The organism is Paenibacillus sp. Cedars (genome assembly GCF_003184205.1).
Taxonomy (GTDB): domain Bacteria; phylum Bacillota; class Bacilli; order Paenibacillales; family Paenibacillaceae; genus Paenibacillus_AQ; species Paenibacillus_AQ glucanolyticus.
On sequence record NZ_CP020866.1, the window covers coordinates 6,172,010 to 6,192,819 of the forward strand.

The window sequence follows — 20,810 nt, forward strand, 5'->3', positions numbered from 1 at the left end:
GGCGTAAGGAGGGTTAAACGATGAAAACATTTAATACCATTGCTTTGCTGTTATTGATCGTTGGGGGCATTAACTGGCTGCTTGTAGGCCTGTTTCAATACGATTTGGTAGCTGCATTGTTCGGTGGGCAGAGTTCTGCAGGCTCCCGTATCATCTATACGATTGTGGGTCTGTGTGCATTATACTCGATCCGCTTTTTCGGTGATGTTACGAATGATGATAGAGATCCAGCTAGATAAGTCATGTTTCATAACATGTACATATCATAATTCGGGATTTAAATCGATATTCGCATCTGGTAATAAAGCTGCTCCGTTTCACGAGGCGGCTTTTTTTTCTGCCCTTACTCCGATATTGTCCATGGCTGCACAATCTCATGTCAGGTGCAAAATCAACATATATTCCTTGTTTTTCCCAGTGTTTATCAGTGTCTATATGGCCTATACTCCAAGTTAAAAACGACATATTTACGGAGCAGGGAAGGAACTCATAGAATAAAACCAAGTCATAACGATGCTTGAAGGAATGATAGATGAATGATAGATAATATAACACATATTTTATCGGGATTTCTTCTTGCACAAACAGAGAAAGGTCTGCCTCGCACATATAAACATGAACGGAGCAGACCGGAAGAACGGTGGACACCAAATATACATGAGGAAGGGAGCGAGATAGCTGCAAAGCAGGCAAGCCTCGATTTCGTTTAGGAATGAAATGCTCTGTACATGGCATCCAGCAGACTGTGTGTCGCATCGCAGCTGTATTCCCAGAACATGATACCCGCCAGCCCCTGATCCTGAATGTATTTGCATTTATGGGTTAACGATTCCGGATCATCGTATGTAATGAAGCTGCTGCCATCGAACAAATAAGGGGCTTTGGCTTCATCATCCCAGAACCGCTTGAACTGAGGGTTATTGAAATAGTCGGCCGTGAGTTGGGTGTAAGTCGGACCATAGCCGCCCGAGGATGGAGCGATCTGGAGATAACCGTTGTTTACATCCGGCACGTCCTTCCATCTTCTGGAGTAGAATGCGGCACCGATCACGATTTTCTCTCGCGGCACGCCCGCTAGGGTGAACATGCGTACGGAAGCATCCGCACTAATTCGAAACAGATCGCCAGTAGAGGTATAGAGGTTGGCATGATGGCCTGTTATTGTCTGGAACCCGCCGCGCATGTCGTAGGTCATGAGCTGGATGAAGTCGAGATAAGGGTGGATGTCGCTTATTTCGGTACCCTCAATATAATACTGATCGGCTCCGGCAGCGATGGTCAGCAGATAGCGATGATTCCTCCCCTGTCCGTAGTGATCGAGCGCTTCCCGCAGCTCCTTCAGCAGCACGGTAAAGTTCCCCTTGTCGTTAGGCGATGCAGTCGTTCCGGCTATTGAGTAGCAGGGATATTCCCAGTCCAGGTCGATGCCGTCAAAAGGAAACTCCTGCAGCAGAGCTATCGCTGATTCGCACACGCTTTGTCTTCCCGTTGCCGTGGATGCAGCTTCCGAGAATCCGTCTGAGCCCCAGCCGCCAACGGATAACAGGATCGTGAGCTTGGGATTGATGGATTTCAGGCGCTGGATTTCGTGAACGGTATCCGTGTCAGCATACGTAATCTTGTCTTCTTGGATATGAGCGAAAGCAACGTTCAGATGAGTGAGCCGCTGGGCATCCTCGGCAGTGATCTGGGATAAGACCTTGCGCCCTGCATAACCGGCCAGAATCCAGGATGATGTCTGCATACGTGAATACCTCGTTTCGTGAAGAATATGTGGGTTTTGTCTTTACGGTTTATTTTTCCAACTTACGTTCAGATCTGGCATCTGTCAAGCTTGTGCACGATGCTGTAATGACAACTTCAGGTGGGAAAAGGGTCAAATTCTACATGTTTTACTTCTCCGAAATGACAATGGCAAGTTGGGGCCAAAAGCCCAAAACCCCGTGATGACAGCACTTTCCGGGTCTTAAGGTGACAATTGAAAACGACATATTTACGGATGAGCCCGCGGTTCATACACTTGGGATGTAAGCGTTAACAATTTTCCGAAGCGAAGCAGAGCCGCACGATATCGAGGTGTGGTCAGTGGCCTCATTCCTTACATGTAAACAGGAGTGTTATTCGCTTTTCCTGCAAAGACGGCCGGATTTTCATTAGAAAAGGAGGGAGCAACCGATGCAGCCAGATGGGAAGTCCGCCTTGTCGCCAGACCTATCGGTGAACACGATTCCGAATCGCAAGAAAAATACGTTATGGAGGAGGATGATTCGAAACTGGGAGTTGTATCTGTTTATCGCGCCAGCATTTTTGTACTTTGTGATTTTCCATTACGGGCCGATGTACGGCATACAAATCGCATTTAAGAACTTTATCCCTACATTAGGGGTTACGGGCAGTCCGTGGGTTGGATTCGATCATTTCGTACGCTTCTTCAATTCATATTATTTCTGGGATTTGCTGTGGAATACCCTCAGCATCAGCTTGTACGAGCTGGCTATAGGCTTTCCGCTGCCCATTATTCTGGCCTTGGCCTTCAATGAGGTAAGGGATTCCTTCTTCAAGCGCACCGTGCAGACCGTAACGTATGCGCCGCATTTTATTTCCGTTGTGGTCATGTCCGGTATGATTATTACCTTCTTGTCTCCATCGTCAGGGATGATTGTCAATCTGGTGGAGGGCCTTGGATTCCAAGCGCCTCAATTTCTAACAGATCCTGCATGGTTCAAGACCGTGTATGTGCTGTCCGGTGTCTGGCAGAGTACAGGGTGGGGCACCATTATATACCTTGCTGCCCTGTCGGGGGTGGACCCGCAGCTGCATGAAGCTGCTGTGGTGGACGGTGCAAGCCGGTTCAAACGGATTCTTCATATTAACATCCCGGCCATTATTCCTACGATCACCATTTTGTTAATTCTGAACATGGGCAGCATTCTCGGCGTCGGCTTCGAGAAAATCCTGCTGCTGCAAAATCCGCTGAACATGGGCTCGTCCGATGTCATCTCGACATTCGTCTACCGTTCCGGTCTGGTTGATGCGCAGTACAGTTTCTCCACAGCTGTCGGATTGTTCAACTCGGTAGTGAATGCGATTCTGCTGATCGCGGTGAACCAAATTGCACGCCGCACCAGTGAAAACAGTCTGTGGTAGAAGGAGGGGAAAACACATGTCATCCGCGGTTAAGGAAAGCAGAAGCGACAAATTGTTCCTGGTATGCAACTACATCTATCTGACGATAGCGCTCGTCATTGTGCTGTACCCGCTGCTATACATCGTCAGCGCCTCAATCAGTGATCCCAAGTATGTCAGCTCCGGCGAAATGTGGCTTATTCCAAAAGGGATTACGTTTGACGGTTATGCCCGGGTGTTTGAGAACGCCAACATCTGGATCGGTTATAAAAATACGATTATTTATACGGTGGTAGGCACCATCGTCAACCTCATTGTCACCCTGCCGGCAGCGTATGCGCTGAGCCGCTCGGACTTCGTAGGACGGGGCTTCTTCATGGCGTTGTTCCTGGTAACGATGTTCTTCGGCGGAGGGCTCGTCCCGAGCTATCTGCTGGTTAAGGATCTTGGCATGGTGAACAGCATGTGGGCACTCATTCTGCCAGGCGCCGCATCTATCTGGAATATTATCGTATCCCGCACGTTCTTCCAGTCCACCATTCCGAAGGAGCTGCAGGAAGCGGCCCATATCGACGGGTGTACTAACTTCCGGCTGTTCATCCGAATTGTGCTTCCGCTCTCCATGCCTATCATTGCTGTCATGGCACTCTTCTACGGAGTCGGACACTGGAACAGTTACTTTAGCGCCATGATCTATCTGAATGATTCAGCGAAGTACCCGCTGCAGCTCTTCCTGCGCCAGATCCTGGTGCTTCAGGAGATGGCAGCGCAGGGCGGCGGAGCCATTGATGCCTCTTCAGCGACGGCGATGAATACCAAAGCGGAAATCGCTGCGCTGGTCAAATATGCCGTCATTATTGTTGCGACCGTTCCGGTCATTGCGATTTATCCGTTCCTTCAGCGTTACTTTGTGCAGGGTGTTATGATTGGTTCCGTCAAGGGCTGATCTTAAACCATAATCCACACTAAAAAGGGGAGTTGTTGTCATGAAAAAGCTTCGCAAGGCTTCATCGATTGTACTCTGCCTCACCTTATCAGCAGCATTGCTTGCAGCCTGTGGTTCACCCAAAGAAGAGGGAGGTTCCTCGACTTCCGGTACGGCCAGTACCGAAGGGGTCAAAAAAGAGGGATTCCCGATCGTTGACAAACCGCTGACGTTAAAGGTTATGTCCCAGGATGCGGGCGTAGCCGACTGGAACACGATGCCGGTCCTTCAAGAGATGGAGAAATTGTCGGGTATCAAGCTGGAATATCAGTTATCGCCAATCGACAGTTTTGAAACGAAGAAGAATCTGGTGTTCGCAAGCGGCGATTTGCCAGATATGTTCTACGCTGCGGATCTCAAGCCGGCTGAGCAGGTGACTTACGGCAGCCAGGGCATTCTGATCCCGCTGGAGAAATACATTGACGAAGGATATGCCCCGAATATCAAAAAGATTCTCGACGAGCATCCGGATGTCCGCAAATCCTTTACGACGCCTGACGGACATATGTATGCGCTGCCGTTCATCGATACGGCCGCCGTGTGGTACAGAGGTCCGATGTGGTATAACGGCGAGTTCCTGAAGGCGCTTAATGTGGAAGAGCCTAAGACTACGGAGGAATTGTATACGTATCTGAAGCGTGTGAAGGAAGAGGATCCTAACGGCAACGGTCAACCGGATGAAATTCCGCTTACTTCCGTAAAACTCGATGATCTTCGAATGTTTTTCTTCGGCTTCTGGGGAATGTACAACGAAGGAATCTATGCCGATAAAGACGGAAAAGTGCACTATCCTTACCAGGAAGAAGGCTACAAAGGCTATCTGACGTTCATGAACCGCTTGTGGAAGGAAGACCTGCTGGATCATGAGACCTTCTCGCAAACCGGCGATCAGAAAAAAGCAAAAGGCGAAAGCAACAAGCTTGCGCTCTTCAATGACTACCATCCGTACTTTACGCTCGGCGGCGAGCCTAGCACGGATCACCCGCTGATGACACCTGTGAAGAGTGAGATCGCAGACTCTCCTGTATACGGCAAGCACCCGGGTATGTCGGCCCGCGGCACCTTTGCGATTACCAGCAGCAATCCGTCCCCGGAGGCGACGATGCGCTGGATCGATTATCTGTACAGCTATGAAGGTGCGACCCTGTTCAATCAAGGTCCTGAAGGCGTGCTGTGGAAATTCAAAGACAAGGAAAACCGGGTGAAAGAGTGGCTTCCTGTCCCTGGTGGTGGAGACCGTGAGGAATACCGCGGCAAAATCACACCGAACTACGGCATTTTGACTCCGGGCATTAACGATCCGGATGTCGCGAAGGGTCTTCGCACCGAATTTGATGAGTGGATTGACCAGCAGAACCAAGAGAAGCTGGTGCCAATCGGAAAGGCTCCATTCCCTAACGTTTATTTGACAAATGAAGAGCAAAGCGAAGCAACCGCTCTATTGTCTGACCTGGATACGTATGTCAAGCAGATGGAAGCGAAATTCGTGACCGGTCAGGAACCGATGGAGAACTGGGATAAATATATAACGCAGATCAAGAAGATGGGCAGTGACCGTATCGTCGAGCTGTATCAAGGGGCATACGACCGCTGGAACACCGGAAAATAAGAAAATAGATCCAAAATAAAAGCCAACTCATCCCGGTCCCTCCAGGCCGGGGGTTGGCTGTTGTTTTTAACGGGCAAGCCCTCATCATCTTGTTAAGGCCATAATCACAAATCAGATATCGGAGGTACACCATGTCGGAGAATAAGCTGGTAGAGGAAGAAGAGCAAGCGGTAGTAGAGCAGGGCGTACACAATTTCAGCAGTGAGGATAAGTGGGTGAAGCCGGAGGATCCGCTGCTTCTGGAACGCCTGGAGTGGTTCAAGGACCAGAAGCTTGGGCTGATGATGCACTGGGGACCGTATTCCCAGCTGGGTCTCGTTGAATCTTGGGCGCTGAGCGACAAGGATGCGGATTGGTCGCGTGACGGCATCGACTGGGATATCGATGCGGAGGAGCTCAAGCGGCAGTATTTTGACCTGAACAAGACCTTCAATCCGCTTCGCTTTCAGCCTGAGCTGTGGGCTGATCTTGCCGCGGATAACGGCTTCAAATATTTGAACTTTACCACCAAGCACCATGATGGATTCTGCATGTGGGATACGCATACGACCGACTATCGTGTCACGGGTCCGGATTGTCCGTTCCATACGCATAAACACGCCGATATCACCAAGGAGCTGTTCGATGCCTTCCGTGCGAAGGGACTCGGCATCTCTGCATATTTCTCCAAGGCCGACTGGCATACGCCATACTACTGGGCGCCGGGGATGGAGGCAGGCAGCTTCACGTCCAGGGGCCCCAGCTATAACCCGCAGGAATACCCGTGGCTGTGGGAGCAGTTTGTCCAGTTTACGCACGAGCAGATTATGGAGCTGATGACCCGTTACGGCCGCATTGATGTGCTGTGGCTGGATGCAGGCTGGGTGAACGACTACCGGGATCAAAATATCCGATTAGGCGAGGCAGTGGAAAAGGCACGCAAAATTCAGCCTTGGCTCCTCTCGGCAGACCGTACGGTTGGCGGACCTTACGAGAATCTGATTACGCCGGAGCAGACGCTGCCTGAACACGCTCTTCATGTGCCATGGGAGAGCTGCATCACGATGGGAACCTCCTTCTCCTTCCGCTATGAGGATCGTTATAAATCGGTGCGTCAGCTCATCCATCTGCTAGTCGAGATTGTGGCCAAGGGCGGTAATCTGGCGCTCAATGTGGGCCCGCAGCCGGATGGAAGACTGTCCGAAACGGCGATTTCACGCATGAAGGGTATGGGAGCCTGGCTAAAGGTCTATGGGGAGGCGATTTACGGAACGCGTATTTGCGAGCCGTACTCTTCCGGTGCCGTTCAGTTTACCCAAAAAGGCGATACCACCTATGCCATCTACCTGTATCGCAGCGAGCAGGAGTCGGTTCCCGAGGAACTGCATATTCCGTTGCAGTCGCCGTTTGGCTGCATTGATCTGGTAGGGGGTCAGGAGGCATTGGATTACCGTCGCACGGAGAATGGCATTGCCGTCCGTCTTCCGGAACAGGAGCGACAGGGTCTGGCGCCGATCGCGCATGTATTGCGGTTTCGTTAAGGAGCGGGAACAACAGCATTACGGATTTTTCACATACAAGGACTTCGGAGAGGTGTGAACAGAGATGCAGAAATGGTTCCAGGACGCCAAGCTGGGGATATTCATTCACTACGGTATCTATGCCGTGGACGGGGTTTCGGAATCGTGGTCCTTCTACAACGGACGGATTTCGTACGAAGAATACATGAAGCAGCTGGACGGCTTTACGGCATCGAGATTCAATGCGGAGAAGTGGGCGGACTTGATTGAGAAATCCGGTGCCCGATATGCCGTGCTGACAACGAAGCACCATGACGGTGTTGCACTGTGGGATACGCAGTACAGTGACCTCAATGTGGTGAAGCGGACTCCGGCCAATCGGGACATCGTGCGGGAGTATGCGGAAGCGATCAGGGAGAAAGGGATTCACCTGGGTATGTATTTCTCCCTGATCGATTGGTCGCATCCGGATTATCCGAGTGTGTTCGAAGGAGGCAGGGTGCCGGAGGATCTCAGCGGCGTCAACCCGCATTCAAGTCCCGTGGACGGCGTTCAGGATCAGGAGAATTGGCAGAAATTTCTGGAGTTCAACAACAACCAACTGCGGGAGATTCTGACGAATTACGGAAAGGTGGATCTGCTGTGGTTCGACGGCGACTGGGAACGGAGCGCCGAGCAGTGGAATCTGCCGGAGTTCAAGCATTACCTGCAATCCTTTAACCCGGACATCATCATCAACTCCCGTCTTCAAGGCTACGGCGATTATAAGACGCCGGAGCAGGGCATACCGATCACGAGACCGGAGGGGCCATGGGAATTCTGCACCACGATCAACACATCCTGGGGCTATGTGCCAACGGATCATAAATATAAATCGTTACACCAGATCATTCGGATGTTCTGTGACTGCATTTCGATGGGTGGCAATATGCTGCTGGATATCGGTCCGCGCGAAGACGGCACCATCGATAAGAGGCAGGAGGATATTCTGCTTGGGCTGGGAGCATGGATTCGGACCCATGAAGAGGCCGTGTTCGGAACGGGAGAAGGCATCATGTCTCGCTATTATCTGGGAGGCAGCACCGTATCCGAGGACAGAAAGACACTGTACCTGTTTGTGTATGACAATCCGAAAGAGAGTGTGTGCATCAAGGGGCTCTGCAACAAGATCAGGAAGATTACCGTGCTGCATTCAGGGAAAGAGCTTGCTCATGAGATTCACGGGGGCGTGCCCTGGTTCAACATTCCGGGAACGACCTGGATCAGGATGACCCCGGAAGACACGCATGAGCAGGTGACGGTGCTGAAGCTGGAATTGGAGGAGGAGCTGGAGATGTACGGCGGCTCAGGAGCCGTTGTGACTCATAACTAATCATACGGGGAGGGCCAAGCGCCGAGGGGTGCAGGGTCTCCCTTACGAAGCGGAGAGAGCGACATGAACCAAAGTGGAGTGCCGGAGCCGAGGATTGAGTATGCTCCCAAGCATTATATATGCCAGCGTGCGGGGCAGCCGCTGGTGCTGGACGGCCGCGTGGATAAGGCATTCTGGGATGCGGCCGATTGGACTGAGGACTTCGTTGATATCGAAGGGGATCTTCGTCCTTTGCCTGGGAAGCAGACACGGGTAAAAATGCTGTGGGATGACAACTATTTCTACTTTGCTGCCGAGCTGATCGAAGATCAGATATGGGCTACCTTGACGGAGCGCGATTCCGTTATTTTCTACGATAATGACTTTGAGATTTTCATCGATCCGGACGGGGATACCCACCAATATTATGAATTCGAGATCAATGCGCTCAACACGGTGTGGGACCTGCTGCTGGTGAAGCCGTATCGGGACGGCGGGCCTCCGGTCAACGGCTGGGATATCAGCGGTCTCAAGACGGCGGTGTTTATCGACGGGGAGCTGAACCGTCCTGACGCCGATAACCGGAAATGGAGTCTGGAAGTGGCGATTCCCTGGACCAGTCTTAAGGAGTGTGCCGAAGGCGGGCGCCCGCCTGCTCCGGGAGAGTTCTGGCGCGTCAACTTCTCGCGGGTGGAATGGCAGGCTGAGGTGCAGGACGGTGAGTACCGGAAGGTGCTGAACCCGAAGACGGGGAAGCCTTATCCGGAGGATAACTGGGTCTGGTCGCCTATGGGCATTATCAATATGCATTATCCGGAGCTGTGGGGATATGTCGTATTCGCGGACGGCGAGGGGCACCAGTCGTTTACGCTTCCGGATGACGAAAGGATCAAGTGGGAGCTTCGCAGGCTCTACTACCGGGAACGTAATTATTATGAAGCCCAGGGTGAATTTACACAGGATGTGAAGCTGCTCATGGGTGAGGATTCATGGAGCATCGAGCCTGTCATTGAAACGACTCGCAGCCTGTTCCAGATTAGTGCGCCTTCCTCGGATGGAACAGCCCTAATCTGTGTACGGGAAGACGGAAAGTTATGGAGGGAGTGAACGGAGGATGACCAGCCAAACCTTGGTGTTCTCAATGGATTCGCAGATGCTCGAGCGGATCGAGCAAAAATTCCGGGAGAAGGTCGTGTTTGCGGAAGGCCGCAAAGATAAGCTGTTCCATGTTTTTGGGCAGGAATTAACGGAAGAAGAGACTTGGGCCTTAAAATATTTGTTTGCCTACATGCCGGTGAACGATTTGGCCGACTATGACGGAGAGTTGTTCCTCAGCCATGTGCGCAGAACGCTGGACACCCGCAAGCGCGTCCCTTGGGGAGACCGCGTGCCGGATCATTTGTTCCTGCATTTTGTGCTTCCCTACCGGGTCAATACGGAGAATATTGAGGATTACCGCGGTATTCTCTACAACGAATTGGCAGAACGGACAGCCAAGTTATCCATGGCAGACGCCATTCTCGAAACCAATTACTGGTGCCACGAGAAGGCAACTTACATCGGCAGCGATCTGCGTACGATATCGCCGCTGACCTTGATCCGCAATGCGCGCGGGCGCTGCGGCGAGGAGTCCACACTGGCGGTGGCCGCTCTTCGAAGCATTGGCATACCTGCGCGTCAGGTCTACACGCCGCGCTGGGCTCACTGCGACAGCAACCATGCCTGGGTAGAAGCTTGGGCGGACGGCCAGTGGTATTATATCGGGGCATGCGAGCCGGAAGCCCGCCTGAATCAAGGCTGGTTCAGTCCGCCAGCCCGCAGGGCGATGCTGATCAATACGAGGATTTTTGCCGATTATCCGGGACCGGAGGATGTCACGCTCTCCGAGAAGGGATATACGGAGATTAATTTGCTGGAGAACTATGCACCGGCTCGTACGATCCATATACAGGTAAAGGATGTGCAGGGAGAACCTGTTGCCGGAGCAAGTGTTCGCTTTGAGCTGTACAATATGGCGGAATTTTATCCCATTGCCGAAATCAAGACCGATGAGCAAGGGGAGGCTGCCTTTAAGACAGGTTATGGCGATCTCTTGATTCGTGCGGTCAGCGGCGGCCGGTGGAATGAAACCCTCTTTAAGGCTCAGGACGGCGAGTGTGTTGAGCTTGTGCTGGACTCATCAGAGCAGCCGGCAGGGATTGTGGATTTCGATATGGTCCCTCCCCCGGAAGGAGAGGGGGAAGCGGCGATTGCGTTACCGGAGGAGAAGATCCGGGATCACAACCGCCGTCTTGAGGAAGGGGCTAAGACCCGGAGCGAATATGAGCGTACATTCCCGAGTGAGGAAGAGGCTTTCGCACTGGCTCATAAGGCTGAACTACCTCCGGAGCGGGTATGGGATATTCTGCGGAAGGCACGGGGCAACAGCCGCGAAGTCGCAGCTTTTCTGGAGGGGCGCTCCAGTGAATACGGCGAGTGGCCGCTGCGGCTGCTGGAGTCGCTGAACGAGAAGGATTTGATCGATACCTGTCGGCAGACGCTGGATGATCATCTGATTGGCGCACTCTCGCAGCGCGGACAATGGGCAGAGGATACGTTCGCGAAGTACATCCTGTGCCCGCGGGTTTCCTATGAAATGGTGGTTCCTTACCGAAGCTTGTTTCAGAATGCCTATTCAGCGGGCGAGGCGGCGGCATTCAGGGAGGAGCCTTCGAAGCTTGCCCGCCTTCTGGAACAGGGCTATACGCATTATGAGGATCTTCCCAACTTGAAGGGCAAAGGAAATCCCGCAGGGACCTACAGTCTGATGAAGGGGGATCTGCAGTCGCTTGATATTCTGTTTGTGGCTGTATGCCGCAGCTTGGGCATTCCGGCCCGATTGCATCCGAGCGAGCAGAAGCCGCAGTACTTGGTCGACGGAGGCTGGGAAGATGCCGTGTTCAGTCTCGGCTCGCCTCGCAATCAGGAGAGCTCCGGTTGGGGAATGCTGCAGCTTCTCAGAGATTCCGAGGCTCCACAGGATGCGCCGGCCGCATCCTATGCCGAGAACTTCTCGTTGGCCCGCCTGGAAGATGGCGTGTATAAAACGCTGGTTTATCCGTATGGCAGCACCGATGTCTACGATGAGCCATACGAGGTTGAACCGGGAGCCTATCGCTTGACTACAGGCATCCGTCTGAAGGATGGAACCGTAAGCGTGCGCTTCCTTTACTTTACCGTGCGTGCCGGGGACACCACGGAGGTTGTGCTGACTTATCGGCAGACGGTGGTCGATATCCCCGTGCTGGGCAAACTGGCAACAGGCAGTGTACTGACCCGTCTGGATGGATCAGAGGTCGTACTGGAGGATCTTCTGGAATCGGCGGGTTCCATTGCTGCCTGGATTGAACCGGAGCGGGAGCCGACCAAACATCTGATTCGCGAGCTGAGCGAGCTGGCTGAATCGTTCGATCAGCTGGGAATGCCGATCGTGCTGGTGATCGGAGATGCGGAATGGAACGTTTCCTTCGACCCTGCGGGTTATCCGAGGTTGCCGGTACGCACGGTTTTTGTGCGGGATTCCAGTTATGCCTCCTTGTCCGGTTTCATTCCGAAGCCCGCGGCTCACGAAGCTGGCTATCCTCATCTGTTCGTGCTGGATAGCCGGGATCAAATCCGTTATACGGCTTCCGGGTACAAGATCGGTACCGGGAAGGAAGCTCTGCAGATTGCAGCGGCGATATCTCAATTTTCGAATGGAGCGGAGTGAAGAATATGACGAACTATATTGCTGCAGGTTATGCCGTCGATGCTGTTCTTCCCGACATGGCGCATGAGGATCTGTTGAAGTTAACCCACCTGAACGTCGCCTTCGGCCACGTCAAGCATGATGAGATCACGACCGAGCATTTGAAGAACGGCGAGGTTGTCCGGAACATCAAGCGGGATCACCCGCATCTTACGGTGCTGCTGTCCGTTGGAGGCTGGAGCGCCGGCGGTTTCTCCGAAGCCGCCTCCACCGAGACAGGCAGGAACAGCATGGCCGCATCGGCCGTCCGGGTGCTGGAAGAATACCCTTTTGACGGGATCGATCTGGACTGGGAGTATCCTTGTTACGGTGAAGCCGACATCGCCTCGAGTCCGGATGATAAACGGAATTTCACCTTGCTTCTCAAGGCGATTCGGGAGGCACTGGATGCCAAGGGATCCGGGGATAGCCGCCATTATCTGCTTACAATTGCGGCAGGTGCAGACCAATACTACCTGGACGGTACAGAGATGGACGAGGTGCAGCGCTACCTCGACTTTGTCCAGTTGATGACCTATGATATGCGCGGCGGTTTTCAGGTTCTGACCGGTCATCATACGAATCTGTACACGCCAACCGGCGATCTGTTCCGAATCAGTACAGATGCGTCTGTGAACCTGTTCGCTCGCGCGGGCGTCCCGAAGGAGAAGATGGTGATCGGTGCCGCATTCTACTCGCGGATCTGGACCGAGGTTCCGGATCGAAACCAGGGACTTCACCAAATGGCTGGCAGCACAGGCGGCTACGGTCCGGCCTTTGCCGAGCTGGACGCGAATTACATCAACAAGAACGGCTACGTTCGATATTGGGACGAGGAAGCCTGTGCACCGTACCTGTTTAACGGGTCCAGCCTAATTTCTTATGATGATGAAGAATCGATCCGGTGCAAATGCGATTATGTGAAGGAGCAAGGCCTGGCTGGGATCATGTTCTGGGAATACGGCTGCGACCCGACTCGCCGCCTGCTGGATGCAATGCATCAAGGACTTCAAGGCATCCCTGCTGCAAAATAGAAGGGGCTTGGCGTACGACGTAGTTTGGCTGGCTCGAAAAGTGACCGTTAAAATATACGAAAACCTCCCCTTAACTGTACGGCTAAGAGGAGGTTTTTGATTTATTGGGCGAATCGCTTACCCGATGGGATCTTCGTCGCCGTCGTTCGAAGCCGTTACCCGATGCGCTCTTCGTTGCTGTCGTTCGAAGCTGTTATCAGATGCACTCTCCATCGCGGTCGGCCGAACCCGTTACCCATCACCCGATACACTCCTCTTCGTCATCATCCGAGGAATCGGCCGAGCCGTTGGGACTGTGCATCTTGCGGTATTGTCCGGGCGTATAACCCGTCTCTTTCTTGAATTTACGGATGAAGTTCGGTGTATCCAGGTAACCGACACGCGTGATGATATCCTTTAACGGGTCGGTGGTATGCAGCAGCAGCCGGATGACCTCATCCATCCGTTTCTGCCAGATGTATTGAGTGAAATTCATGCCGATTTTCTCTTTAAAGGAGCGGCTGAAATACGATGAAGAGATGGTGAATTTGGATGAGATCGTGCCCAGGCTGAGGTCGTAATCCGTGAAATTGGCATCGATATAAGCAACGATTTCGTCCATCAACGAGCTTTCTTCCGTCTCGCTCTTCGCCTCGACATGGGCGCAGATTTCGGCGGCCAGGCCTGCCAGTTTCTTCTCCAGATCCTCCAGCGAGTCGTAGGAGGTAACCCTTGGAAGCTGATGAACCACATGATGGATGCCAAGCTCCGAGGCCGTTTTTAGCATCGTATTCAGAATATCGAAGCAGATGCAGCGGAGCAGCGGTACGGACGGCATTTCCGCTTTCAGGTTATTCAGCGCGGTGGATACCATCTGAACAGCCACATCGTAACTGCCCTGTTTCAAGCTCTGAACCAGCTTCAGCAGTACATCCTTGGGAACCCAGAAGGAGGAATCCTGTGTGCCGGAACCGGAAAGGGCGTTGAAGAAGGTGCTGCTGCCCTGTCCGTGCAGCATGGACGACTCCAGAGCGGTCGACGCCTCGATGTAGGACTGATTCAGCTGCTCGGGATAACTGTAGCGGTTGCCTATCCCGATTGCGGGTGCAGCGCCGGTATGCTCTGCCGCCATCGATTGCAGTGCTTCGACGATGGGCTCCATACGGGCATTCAGACTGGCTTCATGCCCGGTTTCGGCATCAAACCCGACAATAAGTGCCAGTTGATCTGGCTGTGGCAGCTCCACACCATAGGCATAGGCGGAAAACTCCGGCAGTTCCACATCGTTCATCAGCTGCATGACAGGTCTCCGCTCAGGGTTATCCCCGATGGGGAAGGCATGCGTTTCCCAGCCCATGGTCACCACAAAATAATGGGACCTGCTGAAGCGGATGCCGAGCTTCTCCGTAAACTCTGAGGGGAATTCTCCGGTATGACCATGCTTCAGCAGCATGAGCAGTATATGATTGCGAGCGTAGGGCTCCTGAAGATCCACGCGCTGGCTGTAATCGTGAAGCGTTTTCTTGATCCATTCCAGCTCGTTGCTGGATGTGGATGGTTCCGGGTTGTTCTTCAGTCGGATGAACTCCATCAGGTCTGATATCGGATGGTATTGTCGCCGGGCCAGCATAATGGCCAGAATGGTGCCCATCACCACCACGAAGGAGAACACCAGAATAATAAAGGTGCGAATATGGACGATCCGGCTGAAAAACTGGTTGCTCGGCATCGCGGTTACATAAGTCCAGCCAGCTTCAGATTTGACGGATACCACCGAATGCGGTTCTTGATTTAGTGAGAGGCTGTGCGTGCCGGGCTCAAGCGCAAACAACGCATTGACTTCCTCTTCGGTAATGGTTTCCCCTTTGTAATTGGCGGCCAGCACCTGTCCGTAATTATCGAAGATATAAGTCATCCCATGGTAGTCGCTGAGAATGGAATCAATCAATCCGGTGAGGTTGGATTCGTGAATCAAGTACATGACGGTTCCGTGGGCGGGCGTGTTGTTAGGTGCAATCGGTACAAGGTAGGCCAGCATGGAATTCTGGATTTTGGTGCCTTGCACGACCTGCTCCGCCGGGCGCATGGTGGGGAATTGCACGTTATTCAGATCGCGGACCATGTCCGCTTCGTTCCAGGTATTGAATTTGTAGCGGCCTGTGAATACATCCAGGTTCTCGAAGCCCTGAGAGGAGTAGATGCTATCATCTCCGCGGAAGAACAGGAATAGTTCATCGATAATGGAACTGTTGGCTTTGTATTTGACCAGGGCTCCAATCGATTCCCGGCTGTAGTAGGGATGGTGGGTCCAATACCGCGTTAACTGCTCGTCATAGGCAATGCGAAAGGCGATGTCCTGCAATTCTTTCATGCGGTCATCAATGACGGTTTTTGCCTGGGTCAGCTGATTGACATTAGTTTGTTCGATCTCTGATCGGAGGGTATTGACGGCATTATGATAAATAATGATGGTTAATATAACAAGAGGTATAAGGAAAATGGAGATATAGGACAGCGTGTATTTAAGCAGAAGCTTGGACTTGAAGTGATTCCATTTCATATCTGCAACCCCCCGTATTTTAAACAGCAGCAGCGATAGCGCTCTCATAAAGACAGCGAAGCTATTGCCATAGTGCCAAGCCGCTAGATGTTCCTACTAAAAATACTAGGAGAACTTCTCTAATAAATCAATGGATCATTGCTAAATTTCAGAGGAATCATGCCAAAAGTCTCAGACCAGGTACGGATGCACATACAGAAGCAGCTAAGGGTGGAATCCGAGGACATCTGTCAGACATATCAGCTTGTTTATCCTGTTGATTGCCAAAAAAACCGGAGCCGTCCATGGCTCCGGTTGGTCTGTATAAGCTTGATATAGACAGCGATTAAGGTTTTGCGAGAAGCGTTGGTGCAACGCGGTGCTTCGTTGCCTGTTCATAGTCGTAGGCCATTCCGAGCAGATCGGCCTCGCTCCACATTTTGCCGACAAAAGCGATGGCAAACGGGGAGCCGCTCTTATAATATCCTGCAGGTACTGTAACCAGAGGAACCCCCGCAATGTTAATCTCGGGAACGGTGGTATCCGCGATTTTGTCTTCGCTGTGAAGAAGCGGCGTTTCTTTGTACATTTGAGGAAATACGAGTGCGTCCAAGCGATGTTGATCCATTACACCGTTAAAAATATGAAGATACTTTGTTCTGGCCTCTGTGAATTTGGATAAATCGGGAATGGCATCTGGATTTTTCAGGGCTTCCTCGTATTTAGCGAGTGCCGAAGGGGTCTCGCCGGTCTTCTTGATCAGTTCGTGAACTGATTTAATTGCTGCATTTGGCCCTAAACGCTTTAGATACTGTTCCATGTCATACACGATCGATTCAATGCCAATGGAGCCGGCCGATTTGGCGAATTCGGCAAATTCCGTATCGGCAAATGGATCGGTAACCACGATGGCCCCCTGGCTCTCCAGCTCCTTCACGGCACGGTCATACAGCTGCTGCGTTTCCGCTGTCAGTTCCTCGCCGAGCCATCCCGGTCCATAGAGACCGATGCGCTTGTTCTTGAGCGCGAGCGGGTTGAGCTTGGATGTGTAGCCTTTGCGGGGGATGTTGCCGATCGAGGCCACGGTCTTGGCATCTTCGGCCGTGTAGCCGGCAATGACGTCCAGCATCACGGCTGCATCATGGACCGTTCGGGCATGCGGACCGACAACGTCCCTGGTACTTCCGGCGAGAGGAACAACTCCGGCATTTGGCACCAATCCGAAGGTTGGCTTGATGCCAACCAGCGCTTGGGCCGCCGCCGGATTCTGGATCGATCCGCCGGTTTCCTCCGCAATGCCGAGCACGGCAAAATTGCCCGAGATGGACATGGCTGTGCCGGAACTGCTGGCGCCCGGCACCAGCTTCCGGTCTACGGCATTATAGGTGTCGCCAGCCCAGCTGGAGCTGGCGCGCGTGCCGTCGGAGCTGAATGCCGGGATATTGGTCTTGCCCAATATAATCGCACCGGCTGCTTTCAGCCGGGCAACGACAGGGGCATCCTTCTCCGGAATCAGCTCGATCCCTCCGAGCTCTTTGCTGAGCGGAGCCCAGCCGAAGGTGGACGGAAAGCCGGCGACGTCAACGGCTTCCTTAATGACAATTGGAACACCGGCAAGGGGGCCGAGCTTCTCGCCAGCCGTCCGGCGGCGGTCAATCTCGCGAGCTTCCTGGAGCGCATTGACATTCATCATGGTAAACGCATTGTAATTGGATTCATAGATGTTGATGCGGTCAAGGTATGCCTTCACGATATCTTCGGTCTTGAACTCTCCTGCGGCGTAACCCTGCTCAAGTTCCTTCAATGTAATTTCCTCATAGGTAAACCGCTCGGCCGCCGCCGCGGTAATGTTGTTCATCACCAATCCAAGCAGAAGTGTCATGGACATCGCGCGTTTGAACAGCTTGGTTTGTTTTCTTAACATCAATGGCTTCCCCCATTCGCAGTTTTTTTCGCATCTCCCGTTCGATCGTAGGTGACTCGGAAAAATGGAACATATCGCATATGTTATTATTCATAACATATGTTAATGATCCAGACTCTCGCCACTCGTTTTCACCTCCTGTATCTAACATAATAATGACAATAAAGTAGATAATTCCTTTATTACTAAGTAAAGCTAATGCAATTTCTTGAAGGTGTCAATCATTTTAGAGCAAATTCAGTATAAATTATGTAAGATAATCTTACATTTGGTTCATAAAAAAGAACCCGTGAATATGACACCCTATTCGCATAGGCGTCTGTTCACGGGTTATAAAAGGTTCCGTCCTATTTCGGGGGAAACGAACGGTTTTAGGATATGCTGCCTTCCGCTTGCGACAGCAGCTGCTGCTTCCGGTAGATGAGTTTGGAGATAGAAACGCTGATCTCGTACAGCAGGAACAGCGGAACGATCACAATCAGGTCGGACATGATATCCGGCGGTGTGATGGTGACAGCTACGATACAGAGCAGGAAGTAGGCCGATTTACGTATTTTGGCCAGACGATGCGGATTCACGATGCCAAGCTTTGTCAGAAATACGACGATTGCGGGCATTTCGAACAGGAATCCGAACGGAACGGTCATATGAATCATGAACGTAAAATACTTTTGCGCCGTGTACATGGTCTGGAATTGTCCCTCGGCCATACGCTGCATGAACTGGAGCACCATGGGAAAGAGCACAAAGTATCCAAAGCATATGCCTGCAATAAATAACAGGCTGATTACGGGAATGAGCTGCATGGCAGAGCGGTGTGTCCCATCAGGCAATGCCGGCTGCACGAACCGCCATATTTGATAAGCGGCAATCGGAAGTGTAACGGTAACGGCAACCACACCGGCAATGATCATATACACCCACATTACCTCGGAGGGACCAAGCAGAACGAGCTGCTCGTCCATGCCTCGTACCAGCCAATGGTAGATCTTCTCAACATAGATGAAGGCGGCCGTCATCGCTACGAGAAACGCAATCAGCGTGCGGATCAGGCGCTTCCGCATTTCTTCCAGATGCTCGACCGCGCTCTGGTCGTTGGGATCAGCTGTGCTGCTTACTGGCTGCTGCAGTAGTTTGCGTAGCATCGTCTTTCTTCTCATTCTCATCGTCTCCGTTCATCAAGTTGCGGGTTGCGCCCTTGAATTCACTTAGAGTTCGCCCGAAAGCGCGACCGAGCTCGGGAAGTTTGGAGGGACCGAATATAATGAGTGCAATAATCAAAATGAGAACCAGGCCACCGATTCCGATATTTCCAAACGGCATGATGTTAACCCCTTTCTATGCTGGATTATGATTCTAATTTGAATCCGCTAATCGCCACGACGGCACAGCGCGCCATGTTCTCGCCGGAGCGGTGAGGCCATGTGCTGCTTGGCTTGCTGAGGTCCTCCGTATTCTCACCTGGGTGTTGAACGGACAGGAAGAGCGTCTGCTCATCGGGTGTGAAGAAGGGACCGGTAAGCTCCGACTCTACCGGACCAGAAGCAAATTGCAGCGCAGCTCCTTGATCCGGTCCGCTTGTTGGAATGACGAACAGTCCGTTATTCATAAAGGGTTTGTGAACACCTTTGTTCTGGCTGCTGCTGGAGATGTCCGTCACGACCCACAGATCGCCGTTCGAGTCGAAGGCCAGGTTGTCTGGTGAGCTGAAGCCGGATTGGCGTCCGCCCGCAGCAAAGATTTCAAAGTCGAATTCCATGGCCGCCAAATCGTTGCCCGCTTCAAAAATGCGCGTGATATGACCGTGGATATTGCCGTGATTGTCGTTGTTTGTATGGCAGATAAACACCGTGTTATCGAACGGAGAAATTTCGATGTCTTCCGGACGGTCTGTCGGCGTTCCACCAACAAAACGCGCAGCTTCCTGACAGTAAGTCACGACGTCGCCTTGGGACTTGAATTTGGCTTGTGCCTCTTTGTCCTCTGCAATGGCTTTTGTTACAGCTTCCAGAGTGACCGGCTGCCATTTGCCCGACTTCAGGTTGGCAACATACAGGGTTCCCTCTTCCAGAAGTGCGGAGTTGGCGCGGCCTTTGCTTTTGTCATATTTGTTCTTGCTGATAAATTTATAGACACAGGCATCCTTCTTGTCGTCGCCCATATAGACAACGATCCGGCCGTCTGCGGCAAGGCCCATGGCCGTATTTTCATGATTGAATCTGCCGAGAGCGGTGTGTTTTTTCAAGAAGGATTTGTCGAACGGATCGACCTCAACGACCCAACCGTAATGGGTATCCGGCAGCTTCGAGACCGCTGCGGTTTCCTCAAAGTTCTCTTCACAAGACAAAACCGTGTTCCACAGCGTTACGCCGCCGGAGCAGTTGGCAAATGTGCCTGTTGCGGTTGTGGCGCCTTTCAAGGCTGGAATGCCTTTGGCAGGGCCGGTAATGTCGAATTTAGTGAAGCCGTTGATGCGGCGGGCATGGGTGGAGGTGGTGTCCATTTTCCATACACCCTTCTCGTCGCGGTATACTTCGATCACTGACATGCCTTGGTAATACAGGTTTTTATGGATTTGATCCGCGGACATTTTACCGTCCTTCACCGGTCCGATCGAGAATATGGTCGAGTACTCGTGATTGTTGACCAGCAGGCCGCGGACATTGGAGCCCTTAATCGGGAAGAAGGCGTTGTAGTCACAGCCGGAGCCGAATTTTTCGCCAGCGGGATTAATCACATCGTCGAAAGCTGCAATGACATCGTATTTAAAATTTTTAGGCAGGACGAGCTGATCTGCTTTGGTTGGCTCGATAGGCTCGAAATAGCCGCTGACCCGATTCGTTTTGAATCCGAACAGATGATTTGCGGTTCCGGACATAGCGGAAGCCTTGCCTTCTAATACGCCCAAGCCAGCGGATGCGGCTGCCAATGCGGTTGCGCCGGTACCCAGATAAGACAGAAACGTTTTGCGGTCCATTGTTTTACTCAAGCTTATCCA

At 52.3% G+C, this 20,810-nt stretch carries 15 protein-coding genes; 9 read left to right on the plus strand and 6 right to left on the minus strand.

Translation table 11 applies throughout. The annotated features are described in order from the left end of the window. The first annotated feature begins 20 nt into the window (after positions 1-20). Positions 21-239 carry a DUF378 domain-containing protein gene (locus B9D94_RS29725; protein WP_036640179.1) on the plus strand — a complete coding sequence of 73 codons (219 nt, stop codon included), beginning with the start codon at positions 21-23 and terminating at the stop codon, positions 237-239. 467 nt (positions 240-706) lie between these two features. Here the strand turns inward: B9D94_RS29725 and B9D94_RS29730 are convergent, their stop codons facing one another. Next, positions 707-1,744 (minus strand): glycoside hydrolase family 18 protein, encoded by a 1,038-nt coding sequence (locus tag B9D94_RS29730; RefSeq protein WP_036640177.1) that lies wholly within the window; start codon positions 1,742-1,744, stop codon positions 707-709. Positions 1,745-2,175: 431 nt separating this feature from the next. On the opposite strand from B9D94_RS29730, the gene B9D94_RS29735 reads away from it, so the two are divergent. The 8 genes from B9D94_RS29735 to B9D94_RS29770 all read left to right on the plus strand — a co-directional run bounded on the left by B9D94_RS29735 (position 2,176) and on the right by B9D94_RS29770 (position 13,370). Next, on the plus strand, positions 2,176-3,147 hold the full coding sequence (locus B9D94_RS29735) for an ABC transporter permease (protein WP_006207076.1): 972 nt from the start codon (positions 2,176-2,178) through the stop codon (positions 3,145-3,147). Between the two features lie 16 nt (positions 3,148-3,163). Then, on the plus strand, positions 3,164-4,072 hold the full coding sequence (locus B9D94_RS29740; RefSeq protein ID WP_006207075.1) for a carbohydrate ABC transporter permease: 909 nt from the start codon (positions 3,164-3,166) through the stop codon (positions 4,070-4,072). A 40-nt stretch (positions 4,073-4,112) separates the two neighbouring features. Further along, complete coding sequence (locus B9D94_RS29745) at positions 4,113-5,720, plus strand: extracellular solute-binding protein (RefSeq protein WP_006207074.1); 1,608 nt, start codon at positions 4,113-4,115, stop codon at positions 5,718-5,720. A gap of 131 nt (positions 5,721-5,851) precedes the next feature. Continuing rightward, a complete protein-coding gene (locus B9D94_RS29750; protein WP_148248616.1) occupies positions 5,852-7,240 on the plus strand; it encodes an alpha-L-fucosidase in 1,389 nt (462 codons plus the stop codon). Positions 7,241-7,304: 64 nt separating this feature from the next. Then, complete coding sequence (locus tag B9D94_RS29755; RefSeq protein ID WP_148248617.1) at positions 7,305-8,591, plus strand: alpha-L-fucosidase; 1,287 nt, start codon at positions 7,305-7,307, stop codon at positions 8,589-8,591. A gap of 63 nt (positions 8,592-8,654) precedes the next feature. Then, positions 8,655-9,677, plus strand: coding sequence for a carbohydrate-binding family 9-like protein (locus tag B9D94_RS29760; protein WP_148248618.1), 1,023 nt, complete (start codon positions 8,655-8,657; stop codon positions 9,675-9,677). 7 nt (positions 9,678-9,684) lie between these two features. Beyond that, on the plus strand, positions 9,685-12,318 hold the full coding sequence (locus B9D94_RS29765; protein ID WP_148248619.1) for a transglutaminase domain-containing protein: 2,634 nt from the start codon (positions 9,685-9,687) through the stop codon (positions 12,316-12,318). Positions 12,319-12,323: 5 nt separating this feature from the next. Continuing rightward, positions 12,324-13,370, plus strand: coding sequence for a glycoside hydrolase family 18 protein (locus tag B9D94_RS29770; RefSeq protein ID WP_076150699.1), 1,047 nt, complete (start codon positions 12,324-12,326; stop codon positions 13,368-13,370). 238 nt (positions 13,371-13,608) lie between these two features. Here B9D94_RS29770 and B9D94_RS29775 read toward each other — a convergent pair whose 3' ends face one another. The 5 genes from B9D94_RS29775 to B9D94_RS29795 all read right to left on the minus strand — a co-directional run bounded on the left by B9D94_RS29775 (position 13,609) and on the right by B9D94_RS29795 (position 20,789). Beyond that, positions 13,609-15,909 carry a helix-turn-helix domain-containing protein gene (locus B9D94_RS29775; RefSeq protein WP_036640164.1) on the minus strand — a complete coding sequence of 767 codons (2,301 nt, stop codon included), beginning with the start codon at positions 15,907-15,909 and terminating at the stop codon, positions 13,609-13,611. A 325-nt stretch (positions 15,910-16,234) separates the two neighbouring features. Next, complete coding sequence (locus B9D94_RS29780; RefSeq protein ID WP_148248620.1) at positions 16,235-17,812, minus strand: amidase; 1,578 nt, start codon at positions 17,810-17,812, stop codon at positions 16,235-16,237. Positions 17,813-18,183: 371 nt separating this feature from the next. Then, the gene (gene tatC, locus B9D94_RS29785) at positions 18,184-18,957 is read right to left on the minus strand and encodes a twin-arginine translocase subunit TatC (RefSeq protein ID WP_082834270.1); all 774 of its coding nucleotides are present in this window, start codon (positions 18,955-18,957) and stop codon (positions 18,184-18,186) included. Continuing rightward, positions 18,914-19,135 carry a twin-arginine translocase TatA/TatE family subunit gene (locus tag B9D94_RS29790; RefSeq protein ID WP_006207066.1) on the minus strand — a complete coding sequence of 74 codons (222 nt, stop codon included), beginning with the start codon at positions 19,133-19,135 and terminating at the stop codon, positions 18,914-18,916. Before B9D94_RS29790 ends, tatC begins: the two co-directional genes overlap by 44 nt. Positions 19,136-19,160: 25 nt before the next feature. Beyond that, positions 19,161-20,789 (minus strand): PhoX family protein, encoded by a 1,629-nt coding sequence (locus B9D94_RS29795; RefSeq protein WP_006207065.1) that lies wholly within the window; start codon positions 20,787-20,789, stop codon positions 19,161-19,163. Positions 20,790-20,810: the final 21 nt, after the last annotated feature.